This is a genomic window from Azospirillum sp. INR13 (genome assembly GCF_015390205.1).
In the GTDB taxonomy this organism is placed as follows: Bacteria; Pseudomonadota; Alphaproteobacteria; order Azospirillales; family Azospirillaceae; genus Azospirillum.
In genome coordinates this window covers 1-13,378 of the sequence record NZ_VUOI01000008.1, presented here as the reverse complement: position 1 = coordinate 13,378, position 13,378 = coordinate 1, and the positions used below count along the sequence as shown (strand labels likewise).

Here is a 13,378-nt window from a genome sequence, read left to right as displayed (position 1 = left end):
GGCCTCCGCCAGCTAAAATTCTGTAAAGGCCCGGAACGCACGTCTAGAATGGCTGTTCGCTGTGGTCTGAAAATACGAAGAAAGCAGGCGATGTCCGCCATCGATACCGTCGTCGTCCCCATCCACCGTGCCGGCTGGCCCTTCATCGCCGGCTTTGCCGTGGTCTCCCTGGTTCTCGGTCTCGCCGTCTGGGCGCCGCTCGGCTGGATCGGGCTGGTCCTCACGCTCTGGTGCGCCTACTTCTTCCGCGATCCGGACCGCGTGACGCCGACCCGGCCCGGCCTGCTGGTCAGCCCGGCCGATGGGCGCGTCACCATGATCGTCCAGGCCGTGCCGCCCAAGGAACTGTGCATGGGCGACAAGCCGCTGACCCGGATCAGCGTGTTCCTCAACGTCTTCAACGTCCACGTCAACCGCGTGCCGGCCAACGGCACCATCGTGGCGGCCGAATACCACAAGGGCACCTTCGTCAACGCCGCGCTCGACAAGGCCAGCGACGAGAACGAGCGGATGGCCTTCCGCCACCGCCTGCCCGACGGGCGCGAGATCGCCTATGTCCAGATCGCCGGTCTGGTGGCGCGCCGTATCCTGTGGTGGGTCAAGGCGGGGCAGGAGGTGAAGGCGGGCGAGCGGTTCGGCCTGATCCGATTCGGCAGCCGCACCGACATCTACCTGCCGGACGGCGTCGCCCCGCTGGTCTGCGTCGGCCAGACCGCCATCGGCGGCGAGACGATCCTGGCCGACCTGGACGGGACGGAAGCGCAACGGCAGGGGGATGTGCGTCGATGAAACGACCGCCCGTCTTCCGCCAGCAGATCTTCCGCCCGCACCGGGCGCGCCGCCCCGGCCGGCCGCACCCGCGGCTGAAGGGCTTGTCGATCAACCACCTGCTGCCGAACGTGCTGACGGTGCTGGCGCTCTGCTCCGGCCTGACCGCGATCCGATTCGCCATGCAGGGGCGGTGGGAGCCGGCGGTCATCGCCATCGTCATCGCCGCCATCCTGGACGCGCTGGACGGCCGGATCGCCCGCCTGCTGAACGGCCAAAGCAAGTTCGGCGAGGAGTTGGACAGCCTGTCCGACGCCATCAGCTTCGGCGTCGCGCCCGCCTTCATGATGTATCTGTGGGGGCTGAATGGCGCGGGCAGCCTGGGCTGGATCGCCGCCATGGCCTATGCCGTGTGCTGCGCACTGCGTCTCGCGCGATTCAACTCGCGACTCGGCGTGGTCGATCTGCCGCCCTGGGCCTACAACTATTTCACCGGCGTTCCGGCTCCGGCCGGCGCCGGTCTCGTCCTGCTGCCGATGATTCTGGGGTTCGAGATCGGGCCGCAATTTCTCGGCCATCCGGCGGTGATCGTGCCCTGGACCCTGCTGATCGGCGGGCTGATGGTCAGCACCCTGCCGACCTTCTCCTTCAAGGGTGCCCGCGTGCCGGCCCAATGGGTGGTTCCGGCGCTGGCCGGCGTCGGCCTGCTGGCGGCGATGCTGGTCAGCCAGCCCTGGTGGACCCTGTCCATCGTCGGGTTGGCCTATCTGTCGATGCTGCCCTTCTCCGTCCTCCAGTTCCGCAAGCTGCAGAGTGCCGCGGAACTGATGCGGACGGAGATCGCGGAACCTGGGCTGGATGCCGGGGCCGAAGCCTCTCCCGGGGCGCAGCCGTCGGACGACATCGCAACGCCCGGAGAGGAACCGCGGAAGCCGGTCTGACCGGCCTTCCGCCTGCTGCGTTTCGCCGCCGCTACTCCGCCGCAACCAGCTCCGCGGCGGATGCGGTGGCGGCAAGCTCCGCAACGATGACCCGCGCCACCATCGGGATCTGTTCCAGGCAACGGCCGATATGGTCGGTCTCCGCCTGGGGCAGATCACCGACCTCCATGGCGATGGCGAGCGTATCCCCGGTCAGGCGGCTGTGCAGGGCCAGCGGGACCAGTCCGCGCTTTGCCACGAATTCCAAGATGCGGGGCAGGGTGCCGGGATCGGCATCTGCGACCAGGGAAAAGGCGACCCGGCGGCCGGGCGCGGTGACGCGCGCATCAGACGCGGATGCGGCGGTGGTCTTCACGGTGACGGACATGGCGTGATCAGGCCTTCAGACGGTTCTGCGGAATGGACGAGCGAAATCCCCGGCTCTCAAAGGAGAACCGGGCCGCTAATTCGCAGAATGCCGTCGAAGCGATGCGTGATCATGGAAGCAGCCTAAGACGCCGCAGCCGCCCCGTCAACAGGGGCCGATCAGCCGGAAGTCCGCAGGCATCGCGTTCGGGGAGCACCGGAGGAGTCGAATCCCCCCTTGGTGGTGGCGAAATGTCACGTTCGAGCCGGACAGGAACAATATCCACGCATACCCGTTCCGATCCCGCTTGTCCGTCACGAAAGCTCCATCAGAAGGGAGAAGGCCATGCTCGGCACGATTCTGCTCATCATCCTGATTCTGTTGCTTCTTGGTGCCGTTCCGGCCTGGCCGCACAGCCGCGGCTGGGGGTACGGCCCCAGCGGCATCCTCGGCGTGCTGTTGATCGTCCTGATCGTTCTGCTGCTGATGGGCCGGATCTGATCCGCAACCCATCGGGCAATCTATCCGTTTGATGCACGGCGGGGCCGGCGGAGGGCGAACATCAGCCACCCGACCGGCCCCAGCATCAGCACCATCACCAGCCAGCCGGCGCGCGGGCCGAAGGGGCAGCGTGATCCGGTGGGCGGGCGCCATCCGCCACCGCGGCGCGACAGCGCCACATGGAGCAGCGGCAGCCCATACAAGGCGAACAGGACCAGCCAGGGAATGGCGGCCCAGAGACCGTTGGCGGAGGAATCGGCGTTCATCGCTCCAGGATAGCACCGAAGACGGAGCGTTTGCGACCGATCGTCACGGCATAGTGCAGCCGCACGCAGTCTCGGTTGCGCCGCACACAGGACAGCGAGGTTGAAGGCGGGCGCGACTTTCGGCTAGGGTCGTCGGCGAATTCGTCCGAAGGGCCTAGTCATGGCACTGGAAATCGAGCGACGATTCCTGGTCCGCAAGGATGTCCGGCATCTCTGCCGCGACGGCGTCCGAATCGTCCAGGGATATCTGCCGTCCGACGGCATCAGCACGGTCCGCGTCCGCATCGCCGACGACCGCGCGACACTCACCATCAAATCCTTGAAGCAGGGCGCCTGCCGCGAAGAGACGGAACATCCCCTGTCGCTGGATTTCGCCCGCCGCCTGATGCTCTACGGCTGCGAGGGACGGGTGATCGACAAGACGCGCTACCGTCACTGCCAGGATGGCCTGTGCTGGGAAATCGACGTGTTCCACGGTGAGAACACCGGCCTGATCATCGCAGAGGTCGAACTGGAAGACCCCGACCAGACCGTTCCGTTGCCTGACTGGATCGGGGCGGAGGTCACCACGCTGCGGGCCTACGGCAACTCGTCCCTATCCCGCGCACCCATCCAACGATGGTCGTCGCCTGCGGCCGCTTGAGCGGGCAGCCGCAGACGACGGTGTCCTGAAGACGTTACGCCTTCCGCACCCTACGCCGTCCGCACCTTGTCGAGGAATCCCTGTACCTCGCCGCGCAGTCGGTCGGCCTGGGCGGTCAGGGTGCGGCTGGCATTCAGGACGGCATCCGCGGCGCCGCCCGTCTTGGTGGCGGCGGTGGTCACCTCGGCGATGTTGCGCATCACCTGCTGGGTGCCTTCGGCAGCCTGCTGAACATTCTGGGCGATCTCGCGGGTGGCGCTGCCCTGCTGTTCCATCTCGTGGGCGATGTCGGTGACGGTTCCGCTGATGGCCGTCACCGCGTCGGAGATGGTGCGGATGGCCGCCACGGCGCTGGAGGTGGCGGTCTGCATCTCCGCGACCTGGGCGGAGATCTCCTCCGTCGCCTTGGCGGTCTGGCCGGCAAGGTTCTTCACCTCCGTCGCCACCACGGCGAAGCCCTTGCCGGCCTCTCCCGCGCGGGCCGCTTCGATGGTGGCGTTGAGCGCCAGCAGGTTCGTCTGCTCCGCGATCTCGCCGATCAGCCCGACGACCTGACCGATCCGCTCGGCGGCGAGCGACAGGCCTTCGACGATGCTGTTGGTCTGCACCGCCTTGTCGGCGGCGCCGGATGCGGTGGCGGAGCTGGCGTTCAGCTGGCGCGAGATTTCGGCGATGGAGGCGGACAGCTCCTCCGCCGCTGCGGCGACGGTCTGGACATTCGCGGTCGCCTGTTGCGAGGCGGTGGCGACGGCGGTGGACTTGGCGGTGGTCAGCGCCGCATCGGACGACATCTCCTGAGCGTCGCGACCCAGCGACCCCGCCGATTCGGTCAGCGACATCACCACGCCGGACACTGCCTGCTCGAAGCCGTTGGCGAACTCGTTCATGGTGCGGCGCCGGTCGGCGTCGATCTGGATGCGCATCTCCTCGCGTTCGCGTTCCATCCGCTGCATCTCAAGGGCATTGTCCTTGAAGATGGTCATGGCGTCGGCCATGTGGCGCATCTCGTCCTTGCGGTCGCCGCCGGGGATTTCCACCGTCAGGTCGCCTTCGGCCAGCCGGCCCATGGCGCCGGTCATGGCGTGCAGCGGGTGGGTGATCGCGCGGTCGATGATCCAGGCCATCAGCGCGCCCAGCAGCAGGGCGACCGCCGCACCGATGGCGATCACCATGCCGGCGCTGGCGCGGCCGGCCTCGCGGTCCTCACGCTGGAGGGTGACCAGCCGGCCGACCTGTCCGCTGACCGCGGAGGAGGCCTGGGCCATGGCGGCCGACGCCTCGTGCTGCTTGGCGGCGGCCGCCGATAGCGCTGCGAATTCCGAGTCGAAAGCGCGGGCGGCGTCGGTGATGGCGGCGATCAGTGCGCGCCCTTCCTGGTCGACCAGCACGGCCCCGGCCTGCCCGGCGATGTCGAGGATTTCCTTGACCGCCGCGGCGACCGCCGCCTTCGCGCCGGACGTGGCCTCCGACGTGCCGGACAGCAGAAAATCGCGCTGGCCCAGCATCGCGGCCTGGGCACCCTGCACCAGACGCATCGCCAGACCGCGCAGCATCACCGCCTCGTTCACCTCGCTCTGGGCGAATTTGGAAGCTTCGCGCAGTGCCTCGGTCACGATGGCCTGGTTCTGCTGAAGCTCCACGGCGCGTTCCTGCACGCCGCGTGCGGCCTCGTCCAGCCCGGCGGCGACCCCGGCATCGGCCAGCGCCGCGGCTCCCCTGCCGCGCAGGGACTGCACCGTGCCGTGGTAGGCACGGGTGTCGTCGGCGATTCGCGCGGCCAGCGTCTCGTCGTTGGTGCCGACAAGGTCCTTGGCGACGGTGTCGGTGGTCTGCACAAGCTCGTCCAACGCCTCCCCGATCTGGGCGGCCAGCGCCTCCTCGGGATTGCGCCGCAGATCGCTCTGCCGGCGGCGGACCTCCAGAACCCGTTCGATCACGCGGTTGGCCCGCTCGGCGGTGTCCATGGCATGGCGCAGTTCGGCGTCGGCGTCGCGCTTGCTGGCCATGTTCAGGTCATAGCGCTCCGACTGTTGCTTGCCGATCTTCTCGGCGATCTCGCGCAGGGCGCGCGCGCGCGTTTCCATGCTGGCGGTGCGGGCGTGCGCCTCGGCGTCCTGGGTGACGAAGTTGGTGAAGGCGGTGCGGTAGCCATCGATGCCCGAACGCACCTCGTCCAACAGGCGCCGGCCTTCCCCGTCGGCGAGCGCGGCGCGGGTCTCCTGCGCTTCGGCCTGCAGGGCGTCCAGCATGCCGGGAACATTGGCCGCGGCCTTGGCGTCGCGTTCCGTCACGAAGCGCGCCTCTTCCAGCCGCACCGACTTCAGCCGCGTGTCGAGATCGGCGGTGTGGGCCGCCAGATCCACGCGCTCGGCATAGGTGCTGAGGCTGTTCCAGCCGACGAACGCCACGCCAACCGTCAGAAGCAGCACGGTGGCGAAGCCAAGCGCGATCCGCGTTCCGATCGTCATGAATGGTGGACTCCCCGCTCGCGTCGCCCTTCCGGAGACGCTTTTCTCCCGATCATTATCCGATTGAACCACAGGTCGGTTAACGTCCGGTTTGATTCAGGTCAGGAAACTGCCTTATTTCAAAAGCGGTCAGGCATCCAGGGCGCCGCGCCGCAAAATATGCGCTGCAGCCGGTCGATCATCTTTTCTTCACCATGAAGCAAACCCGCCCGCCACAATGCGCGAGCGCTTGCGTGTCCGGTGAACAGACTGGCAAAGGTGCCGATCTCCATCCTGGCCGGCGCCTCGACAACTTGCTCGATTTGAGAGATATTCCCCGTGGAATGGGCAACCTCAAGATGGTATCGCCCGCAATTGCCGAAAATTAAGGGATCTCTTATCTCGAAAGTAGCCGATTCGGTGAGGCCGGCCGGATAGCCGCGTTTCTCCAACGCCGTCGCAACGTCCAACGGCCGGACCAGCCACTCTTCCCGTCCGTCCAGCCGCAAGCCGTCACCAGCCAGCAGCGCCAGAGAGTCGTTGGACCGCCGGACCATGTGACCCGGTCCACCTGGGCGCGGAAGCCTTCCAGCAGGCCCATCGCCCCGCCCATCGTTGCGCCGGAGGGCAGGCAGTGGTCGGCGACCGCAAGCCGCCGATCCCGCGGCGGAATGATGGCGATGTATCCGTCTGCGTCGCGGAACAGGTCGGCCGGATCGCCGTCCGGACAGAGGGCAAGCGTCCACAGTGCCTCCGTCCGTTCCGGCAACCCGTTTCCGTCGGCCAGCAATGGACGGCGGAGCAGGGCCAGCGGCGCGGCGTCGAGCGGATCCGCCGGCCGAAGGACTGCTGCGCGGGATGGCGGCGTGGCGAAGGCGGTGGGCGGTGCGCTCCACTGGCAGGTGACGCCTCCGCACCCGTACCCCAGTCCGCGATAGAATGGCAGCGTGGCGGGGCAGAGGATCGACAGGACTGCTCCGGCGGCACGCGCCTCCATCAGCAGCGACTGCATCAGTGTCTTGCCAAGGCCGGCGCCGCGCAGGGCCGGATCGACCGCCACCATGGCGACCGCCTGTACCGGAACCGGGCTTCCGCCGAACCACTGGTCCATCATCCAGTGCGCGGCACAGGCCACCGGGGTGGTGCCGCTGCCTTGCGGACGTCTCAGCACCCGGATGGTGTCGGGGCCGAACAGAGCCGCATAGCGGTCGAACAGGTCGCGCGATAGCCCGAAGCCGAGCCGGGCCAATCTGGCGACGGCGCTCAGTTCGTCCGGATGTGCCGGACCATAGTCGGGCTGTGGCGTGAGAAGGGAAACGGCCGGCCTCCGCTCATTCGGCGGCAGGCGGCACCGCGGCGACGCGGGTCGGGATCAGCGCGGCGAGGATGCGCGACTGCTCGTCCAGGCGGCCTTCCATCCGGCTGATGCGTTCGCTTTGCTCGTCGAGCCGCGATTGGATCGGATCAGAGCGAACTTCAGGCATGTTGCCCCTGCCGGCTACGCGGTCGCACCAATAGTCGATTCTCGACTTAAAATCTGCCAAGGCGGCCAACACCTGCTCTTTCTCGATGTCGGTCATCTGAGCCCTCCGGATTTCAACGTTCAGACGTCAAATCAGCCTCAAGATTAGAAGTACACGCTCTCGGCTCGGAATTCACCGGTGATCTCATTCAAATCTGTCAATCGCATCACCAGTGTCTCATGCGGAAACGTAGCCAAAATGGATCGAGGGGATGCATTGATGTCCTTGGCCCGATTCATAACCACCCGAAACAAGCCTCCACATTGATCCCTCGCCCAAAGCAAATTGCGAATGCGCTCTCGGTTGCCGATGCGGTTGGTCCAATCCGCTAATCTCGGATTCCCATATACATCGAGAACCATCGTCCCGTTCAAATTCTTAATCTCATCTTCCATATAGTGAGCACCACCACGCGCCCATCGCCAGATTTCGCTGACCAACTCCATCTGGATTTACCGGCTTTGCGCCGAAATATTCATAAGCCTTGGTTAAATGTCCAACGCCTTGTCATTTGGTGCTCCCCACGGCGAGAACGAGGCAAAAAGAAATATTCTGCGAGCTATTCTGCCATAGGTTGGGAGCTGAGCGTGAATCGGGAGATCTTGGAAACGGTACTTCAAGAGTGCACGTAGGTAGCTTGGCGCCTGCTAGAGACTCAACCGTGCCACTGCCCATCCGGCAGCCTCGCGCACCACGTCGCTCGGATCCTTGCACAGAGCCGCCGCAACCGGCCGCAACGCCGGGTTGCCACTGTTCCCGATGGCGACCAGCACGTTGCGGACGAAGCGGTCGCGGCCGATGCGCTTGATGGGGGAGCCGCTGAACACCTGCCGGAAGCCGGCATCGTCCAGCTGGGCCAAGTCGGCCAGCCGGGGCGCCGTCAGTTCGGCGCGCGCAGGAAGGCCGGCTCACGGGTGGCGCGGGCGAACTTGTTCCAGGGGCAGGCGGCAAGGCAATCGTCACAGCCATAGATGCGGTTGCCCATCAGCGGCTTGAGTTCGTCGGGGATCGGTCCCTTGTGCTCGATGGTCAGGTAGCTGATGCAGCGCCGGGCGTCGATCTGGTAGGGCGCCGGAAAGGCGGCGGTCGGGCAGGCGACCTGACAGCGGTCGCAGGAGCCGCAGCGGTCGCGCGCCGGCGGGTCGGGCGGCAGTTCCAGGGTGGTGTAGATCTCACCCAGGAACAGCCAGGAACCATGGTCACGCGATACCAGATTGGTGTGCTTGCCCTGCCAGCCCAATCCGGCCTGCGCCGCCAGCGGCTTTTCCATCACGGGCGCGGTGTCGACGAACACCTTCACCCCCGCCTTGGTCTGGTGAGCCAGCCATTGGGCCAGAGTCTTCAGCCGCCCCTTGATCAGGTCGTGGTAATCGCGGTTGCGGGCATAGACGGAAACGACGCCACGGTCGGGATGCTCCGCCAGCCGGCGCGGGTCGTCATGCGGGGCGTAGCTGGTGCCAGCGCGATGACGGTGCGCGCCTCGTCCCACAGGGATTGCGGATGGCTGCGCTGGTCGCTGCGCTCGGCCATCCATCCCATGTCGCCGTGCCGGCCTTCCGCCACGAAGCGGGCGAGACGCTCGCGGGCTTTCCGGTCCCAACGCGGCGGGGGCGAATCCCACGCGTCGAACCCTCCCGCCAGCGCGCGGTTGCGGATGGCCTCCCGCAGCCGAGCCGGGTCGGCGGACGCCAGCGGAGCGGGCTTAGCCGCGGCCACGGTAGGTCGGGACGTCCTGCGACGGGATCCAGACGCCCTTCGGCGGCTCGCCGGTCTTGGAAGAACACGTCGATGGGGATGCCGCCGCGCGGATACCAATAGCCGCCGATGCGCAGCCCACACCGGCGACAACTCGTCCACCAGCCGCTTGCCGATGCCGACGGTGCAGGCCTCGTGGAAGGCGCCGTGGTTGCGGAAGCTGGTCAGGAACAGCTTCAGCGACTTCGATTTCGACCAGCCAGTCGCCCGGCACATAGTCGATCATCAGATGGGCGAAGTCCGGCTGGCCGGTGATCGGGCAGAGCGAGGTGAATTCCGGCGCGGTGAAGCGCACGCAATAGGCATCGCCGGGGTTCGGGTTCGGCACCCGCTCCAGCACCGCCTCTTCCGGAGTCTTGGCTGGACGGTGGAGCCTCCGAGCTGGTCAGGCCGGCGTAAATGTTCTCAGTCATCGGTCTTTTCCTCCGCCACCCGGTCCTTCTTGGGCGGCGGCCCTGTTTCGGCGGCTTGCCGGGCTTGGCGATGGGGTCCACGGTCGCCTCGATGTCGCCCTCGTTCAGACGGGCTTCCATTGCGCGGCGACCTCTTCGAAATTGCCGTCCTGGATGGCCTGCCGCATCGTCCGCATCACGTCCTGGTAGTAATGCAGGTTGTGCCAGTCAGCAGCATCGGCCCCAGCATCTCTTCCGCCTTGAACAGATGATGCAGATAGCCCCGGCTGTAGCTGCGGCAAGCGGGGCAGCCGCATTCGGCGTCGAGCGGACGCTCGTCATGGGCATGGCGGGCGTTGCGGATGTTGATGTGCCGCGGCGGACGAAGGCCTGACCGGTGCGGCCCGAGCGGGTCGGCATCACGCAGTCGAACATGTCGACGCCGCGCCGCACCGCACCGATCAGGTCGCTCGGCGCCCGACGCCCATCAGGTAGCGCGGCCGGTCCTTGACCATCAGCGGCTCGGTGAAGTCCAGCACGCGGAACATCGTCTCCTGACCCTCGCCGACCGCCAGTCCGCCGATGGCGTAGCCGTCGAAGCCGATGTCGGTCAGGGCGGCGACGCTCTCCGCCCGCTGCTCCGGATAGACGCTGCCCTGGACGATGCCGAACAGGCCGTAGCCGGGCGCTCGACGAAAGCGTCCTTGCTGCGGCGCGCCCAGCGCATCGACAGGCGCATGGAGGATTCCGCCTGCGCTTCCGTCGCCGGGAAGGGCGTGCACTCGTCCAGGCACATGGTGATGTTGCTGTCCAGCATGTGCTGGATCTGGATGGAGCGTTCCGGCGTCAGATGGTGGCGGCTGCCGTCCAGGTGCGATTTGAAGTGACGCCTTCCTCCGACATGGTGCGCAGTCGGACAGGCTCATCACCTGGAAGCCGCCGCTGTCGGTCAGGATCGGCTTGTCCCAGTTCATGAAGCGGTGCAGGCCGCCAAGCTGCGCCACCCGCTCCGCCGTCGGGCGCAGCATCAGATGGTAGGTGTTGCCCAGCAGGATTTCCGCGCCCGTGGAGGCCACCGCGTCGTGGTCATCGCCTTCACCGTCGCCGCAGTGCCGACCGGCATGAAGGCCGGCGTCTCGATGGTGCCGTGGGCGGTGGTCACGCGGCCGCGCCGCCCGCCCGTCGGTCGCCAGAAGGTCAAAGCCGATGCCGGTCATGATGGGTCCGTCCTGTGCAGCAGCGAGGCGTCGCCGTAGCTGAAGAAGCGATAGTGGGTGTCGATGGCGTGGGCGTAGGCCGCCGCATGCGGTCGTAGCCGGCGAAGGCGCAGACCAGCATGAACAGGGTCGATTTCGGCAGGTGGAAGTTGGTCCACAGCAGATCGACGATGCGGAAACGGTAGCCGGGGGTGATGAAGATGTCGGTGTCGCCGCTGAACGGGACCAGCGTCCCGTCCGGCTGGCCCGCCGTCTCCAGGATGCGTAGCGCCGTGGTGCCGACCGAGACGATCCGGCCGCCGGCCTTGCGCGTCTCGTTCACCGCGGCGGCGGTCTCCGGAGAAATCTCGCCCCACTCGCTGTGCATCTTGTGGTCGGCGATGTCGTCGACCTTCACCGCAGGAAGGTGCCGGCGCCGACATGCAGCGTGACCGGCACCCGCCGCACCCCGCGTTTGTCCAGCGCCGCCAGCAGCTCCGGCGTGAAGTGCAGCCCGGCGGTCGGGCGGCGACGGCGCCTTCGCGGGCGGCGAAGACGGTCTGGTAATCGGCGTTGTCGCCCTCGTCGCCTTGCGGCGGATGTAGGGCGCAGCGGCATCCGGCCGTGGCGGTGCAGCGCCTCCATCAACTCCGCCCGCCGGCGGAGAAGCGCAGACGCACCTCCATCCCGTCCTTGGCGACCACCTCGGCGCTGAAATTGTCCGCAATGACGATGGTGTCGCCGGGCTTCAGCCGCTTGCCGGGCTTGGAGAAGGTCGCCCATTCCCGTTCGCCCAGCCGCTTGTGCAGCGTGATCTCCACCGCCACCTCACCGCGCCGGCCATCGAGCCGGGCGGGGATGACGCGGGTGTCGTTGACCACCATCAGTCGCCCGGCTGCAACAGCGTCGCAGGTCCCGCACGATGAGGTCGCGAAAGGAGGAACCCACCTCCAGCAGGCGGGCGGCGTCACGCGGCCGGACGGGATGCTCGCGCGATCCGGTCGGGCGGCAGGTTGAAGTCGAAATCGGCGGTCTTCATGGGAGGGGCAAGCTATAGACTGAACGGTGGGCGGATGGGAAGGTTTGGGGGCTGGCTTCTTGCGACGTTAGACCCCCCCCATCCCTCCCCGCTGGGCGGGGAGGGGCAAGCGCTTGTGCAGGCGGCGGCGGCAGTCCCTCCCCCACCCAGTGGGGAGATAGGTGGGGTTTAACGCCGCAAGGAACCCGAGCGCCCCCCTTCACTCCGCCTGCGGCAACCCTTGCGCCGCCAGCGCCGCGCTCTGCCGTGCCGTCAGCGCATCGACGTCGAAGTCGCGGATCAGCCCCTGGAACATCTGGTACCAGTTCAGCTCCGCCTTCAGATGCAGGAAGACCGAACCCAGCCCGACCGCGGCGCGGTCCATGAAGACGAACTCGCGCGGGATCTCGACGCCGCCGACGCGGCGCAGCTCGCATGGACTTTGCCCGCCGTCTCCCGGCCGTAATGCCCGCCGTTGGTCTCCTCGATCTTGCGCTGGCGGTCCTCCATGATCGGGCGTAGACGAAGCGCGCCAGATGTTCAGCACGTCGACCAGCTCGTTCGACGGGTTGACGAAGCCCCAGGTGCGATAGGCCTCCACCGCCTGCTCGCGGTTGTCGGTGCGCAGCGCGTTGTAGAGATCGATCACGCCCTTGACGAAACTGGCTTGAAGACGCGGATGCAGCCGAAATCCAGCAGGTTGATCGAGCGGTCGGGCCGGACCGTGTAGTTGCCCAGATGCGGGTCGCCATGGATGACGCCGTAATTGTAGAAGGGCACGTACCAGGCGCGGAACATGTTCATCGCCAGCTCGTCGCGCGCCTCCGGATGCTCGGCGACGAAGTCCAGGATCTTGCGGCCATGCACCCACCCATGTCAGCAGCCGTTTGGTCGACAGCTCCGGCACCACGTCCGGCACATGGACGCCCTGCGTGCCGGCCAGCATCGACTGGTAGAGGCGGCGTGTTTGGCCTCCCGCTCGTAATCCAGCTCCTCGCGCAGACGGGCGCCGATTTCCTTCTGGATCTGGCGGTGGAGATGGCGCTGTCGGTGCGCTCGAAGATCGCGAAGATCAGGCCCAGCTGCCGCAGGTCGGCCTCCACCGCCGAGGCCATGTCGGATATTGCAGCTTGCAGCAAGCTCCCGCCCGTCGGGCCGATAGCCTTGTGGACCTGACCCAGCGACGCGGCGGCGGCGGCCGTGTGCTCGAAACTCTGGAAGCGCGACTGCCAGCTTGGACCAAGTTCGCTCGCCATCCGCCGCTTGACGAAGGGCCAGCCCATCGACGGCGCGTCGGCCTGAAGCTGCGCCAGTTCCTGGGTGTATTCCTTCGGCAGGGCGTCGGGATGGTGGACAGGATCTGCGCCACCTTCATCAGCGGCCCCTTCAGCCCGCCGAGTGCGGCCCGCAGTTCCGCGGCGTGGCGTTCGCGCTCCACGCGGATTCCCAGCACGCGCTCGCCCGCCAGGCGCGCGGCCAGCCCGCCAACGGCGGTGCCGACCCGCGCATATCGCGCGACCCGTCCCCCATGTGTTCTCATCGTGTTCCGGCATGCCCACAAGGTGGTGCGGCCCCCTGCAAA

The 13,378-nt window shown here is 67.1% G+C and carries 17 protein-coding genes and 5 pseudogenes; 5 read left to right on the top strand and 17 right to left on the bottom strand.

The genetic code is table 11. From position 1 onward, the window contains the following. The first annotated feature begins 90 nt into the window (after positions 1-90). Positions 91-789 carry a phosphatidylserine decarboxylase gene (locus F1643_RS08670; RefSeq protein ID WP_370540539.1) on the top strand — a complete coding sequence of 233 codons (699 nt, stop codon included), beginning with the start codon at positions 91-93 and terminating at the stop codon, positions 787-789. Then, complete coding sequence (locus F1643_RS08665) at positions 786-1,709, top strand: phosphatidylcholine/phosphatidylserine synthase (protein ID WP_194912607.1); 924 nt, start codon at positions 786-788, stop codon at positions 1,707-1,709. Before F1643_RS08670 ends, F1643_RS08665 begins: the two co-directional genes overlap by 4 nt. A 31-nt stretch (positions 1,710-1,740) precedes the next feature. On the opposite strand, the gene F1643_RS08660 is transcribed toward F1643_RS08665, so the two are convergent. Continuing rightward, on the bottom strand, positions 1,741-2,076 hold the full coding sequence (locus F1643_RS08660) for a hypothetical protein (protein ID WP_194912606.1): 336 nt from the start codon (positions 2,074-2,076) through the stop codon (positions 1,741-1,743). 324 nt (positions 2,077-2,400) lie between these two features. Here F1643_RS08660 and F1643_RS08655 point away from each other — a divergent pair, with 324 nt between their 5' ends. After that, positions 2,401-2,556 (top strand): DUF3309 family protein, encoded by a 156-nt coding sequence (locus F1643_RS08655; protein ID WP_082860756.1) that lies wholly within the window; start codon positions 2,401-2,403, stop codon positions 2,554-2,556. A gap of 20 nt (positions 2,557-2,576) precedes the next feature. Here the strand turns inward: F1643_RS08655 and F1643_RS08650 are convergent, their stop codons facing one another. Next, complete coding sequence (locus F1643_RS08650; protein ID WP_194912605.1) at positions 2,577-2,822, bottom strand: hypothetical protein; 246 nt, start codon at positions 2,820-2,822, stop codon at positions 2,577-2,579. A 160-nt stretch (positions 2,823-2,982) separates the two neighbouring features. On the opposite strand from F1643_RS08650, the gene F1643_RS08645 reads away from it, so the two are divergent. Continuing rightward, entirely contained in the window at positions 2,983-3,465 is a 483-nt protein-coding gene (locus F1643_RS08645; protein ID WP_194912604.1) for a CYTH domain-containing protein, read from the top strand. Positions 3,466-3,515: 50 nt separating this feature from the next. On the opposite strand, the gene F1643_RS08640 is transcribed toward F1643_RS08645, so the two are convergent. The 15 genes and pseudogenes from F1643_RS08640 to F1643_RS24610 all read right to left on the bottom strand — a co-directional run bounded on the left by F1643_RS08640 (position 3,516) and on the right by F1643_RS24610 (position 13,052). Then, positions 3,516-5,933 (bottom strand): methyl-accepting chemotaxis protein, encoded by a 2,418-nt coding sequence (locus tag F1643_RS08640; protein ID WP_194912603.1) that lies wholly within the window; start codon positions 5,931-5,933, stop codon positions 3,516-3,518. 119 nt (positions 5,934-6,052) lie between these two features. Then, entirely contained in the window at positions 6,053-6,364 is a 312-nt protein-coding gene (locus F1643_RS22725) for a sterol carrier protein domain-containing protein (RefSeq protein ID WP_255542568.1), read from the bottom strand. Continuing rightward, the gene (locus tag F1643_RS22720; protein ID WP_255542567.1) at positions 6,310-7,161 is read right to left on the bottom strand and encodes a GNAT family N-acetyltransferase; all 852 of its coding nucleotides are present in this window, start codon (positions 7,159-7,161) and stop codon (positions 6,310-6,312) included. Before F1643_RS22720 ends, F1643_RS22725 begins: the two co-directional genes overlap by 55 nt. Positions 7,162-7,243: 82 nt before the next feature. Further along, a complete protein-coding gene (locus tag F1643_RS08630; protein ID WP_194912602.1) occupies positions 7,244-7,492 on the bottom strand; it encodes a hypothetical protein in 249 nt (82 codons plus the stop codon). A 47-nt stretch (positions 7,493-7,539) separates the two neighbouring features. Then, positions 7,540-7,881 (bottom strand): hypothetical protein, encoded by a 342-nt coding sequence (locus F1643_RS08625; protein ID WP_194912601.1) that lies wholly within the window; start codon positions 7,879-7,881, stop codon positions 7,540-7,542. Positions 7,882-8,082: 201 nt separating this feature from the next. Further along, positions 8,083-9,151, bottom strand: a pseudogene (queG, locus tag F1643_RS08620) (tRNA epoxyqueuosine(34) reductase QueG). Then, positions 9,138-9,603 (bottom strand): annotated as a pseudogene (queF, locus tag F1643_RS08615) (preQ(1) synthase). Before queF ends, queG begins: the two co-directional pseudogenes overlap by 14 nt. A 104-nt stretch (positions 9,604-9,707) precedes the next feature. Next, positions 9,708-10,205: pseudogene (locus F1643_RS24635) on the bottom strand (tRNA-guanine transglycosylase); the annotation flags it as partial. Then, positions 10,193-10,408 carry a hypothetical protein gene (locus F1643_RS24630; RefSeq protein WP_370540549.1) on the bottom strand — a complete coding sequence of 72 codons (216 nt, stop codon included), beginning with the start codon at positions 10,406-10,408 and terminating at the stop codon, positions 10,193-10,195. The gene F1643_RS24630 and the pseudogene F1643_RS24635, both read right to left, overlap by 13 nt. Positions 10,409-10,547: 139 nt before the next feature. Beyond that, positions 10,548-10,705, bottom strand: a pseudogene (locus F1643_RS24625) (tRNA-guanine transglycosylase); the annotation flags it as partial. Positions 10,706-10,779: 74 nt separating this feature from the next. Next, positions 10,780-11,396 (bottom strand): annotated as a pseudogene (locus F1643_RS22715) (S-adenosylmethionine:tRNA ribosyltransferase-isomerase). Positions 11,397-11,422: 26 nt separating this feature from the next. Further along, positions 11,423-11,662, bottom strand: a complete 240-nt coding sequence (locus F1643_RS22710) for an S-adenosylmethionine:tRNA ribosyltransferase-isomerase (protein ID WP_255542566.1) — start codon at positions 11,660-11,662, stop codon at positions 11,423-11,425. Positions 11,663-12,016: 354 nt separating this feature from the next. Continuing rightward, positions 12,017-12,445, bottom strand: a complete 429-nt coding sequence (locus F1643_RS24620) for a hypothetical protein (protein ID WP_370540538.1) — start codon at positions 12,443-12,445, stop codon at positions 12,017-12,019. Then, positions 12,442-12,663, bottom strand: a complete 222-nt coding sequence (locus tag F1643_RS24615) for an AarF/UbiB family protein (RefSeq protein WP_370540537.1) — start codon at positions 12,661-12,663, stop codon at positions 12,442-12,444. The genes F1643_RS24620 and F1643_RS24615 overlap by 4 nt, the downstream gene beginning before the upstream one ends. Further along, positions 12,597-13,052 carry an AarF/UbiB family protein gene (locus F1643_RS24610; RefSeq protein ID WP_370540548.1) on the bottom strand — a complete coding sequence of 152 codons (456 nt, stop codon included), beginning with the start codon at positions 13,050-13,052 and terminating at the stop codon, positions 12,597-12,599. The genes F1643_RS24615 and F1643_RS24610 overlap by 67 nt, the downstream gene beginning before the upstream one ends. Here F1643_RS24610 and F1643_RS24605 point away from each other — a divergent pair. Then, on the top strand, positions 12,963-13,378 hold a 416-nt coding region (locus F1643_RS24605; RefSeq protein ID WP_370540551.1), incomplete at its 3' end, for a hypothetical protein. The two genes, F1643_RS24610 and F1643_RS24605, sit on opposite strands and share 90 nt — an antisense overlap.

Excerpts from the sequence above, each read along its gene's own strand:
- F1643_RS08665 (WP_194912607.1), top strand. The coding sequence starts at position 786 with ATGAAACGACCGCCCGTCTTCCGCCAGCAGATCTTCCGCCCGCACCGG.
- F1643_RS08645 (WP_194912604.1), top strand. The coding sequence starts at position 2,983 with ATGGCACTGGAAATCGAGCGACGATTCCTGGTCCGCAAGGATGTCCGG.
- F1643_RS22710 (WP_255542566.1), bottom strand. The coding sequence starts at position 11,662 with ATGGTGGTCAACGACACCCGCGTCATCCCCGCCCGGCTCGATGGCCGG.
- F1643_RS08640 (WP_194912603.1), bottom strand. The coding sequence starts at position 5,933 with ATGACGATCGGAACGCGGATCGCGCTTGGCTTCGCCACCGTGCTGCTT.
- F1643_RS08630 (WP_194912602.1), bottom strand. The coding sequence starts at position 7,492 with ATGACCGACATCGAGAAAGAGCAGGTGTTGGCCGCCTTGGCAGATTTT.
- F1643_RS08655 (WP_082860756.1), top strand. The coding sequence starts at position 2,401 with ATGCTCGGCACGATTCTGCTCATCATCCTGATTCTGTTGCTTCTTGGT.
- F1643_RS08670 (WP_370540539.1), top strand. The coding sequence starts at position 91 with ATGTCCGCCATCGATACCGTCGTCGTCCCCATCCACCGTGCCGGCTGG.
- F1643_RS08625 (WP_194912601.1), bottom strand. The coding sequence starts at position 7,881 with ATGGAGTTGGTCAGCGAAATCTGGCGATGGGCGCGTGGTGGTGCTCAC.
- F1643_RS08650 (WP_194912605.1), bottom strand. The coding sequence starts at position 2,822 with ATGAACGCCGATTCCTCCGCCAACGGTCTCTGGGCCGCCATTCCCTGG.
- F1643_RS24610 (WP_370540548.1), bottom strand. The coding sequence starts at position 13,052 with ATGGCGAGCGAACTTGGTCCAAGCTGGCAGTCGCGCTTCCAGAGTTTC.
- F1643_RS08660 (WP_194912606.1), bottom strand. The coding sequence starts at position 2,076 with ATGTCCGTCACCGTGAAGACCACCGCCGCATCCGCGTCTGATGCGCGC.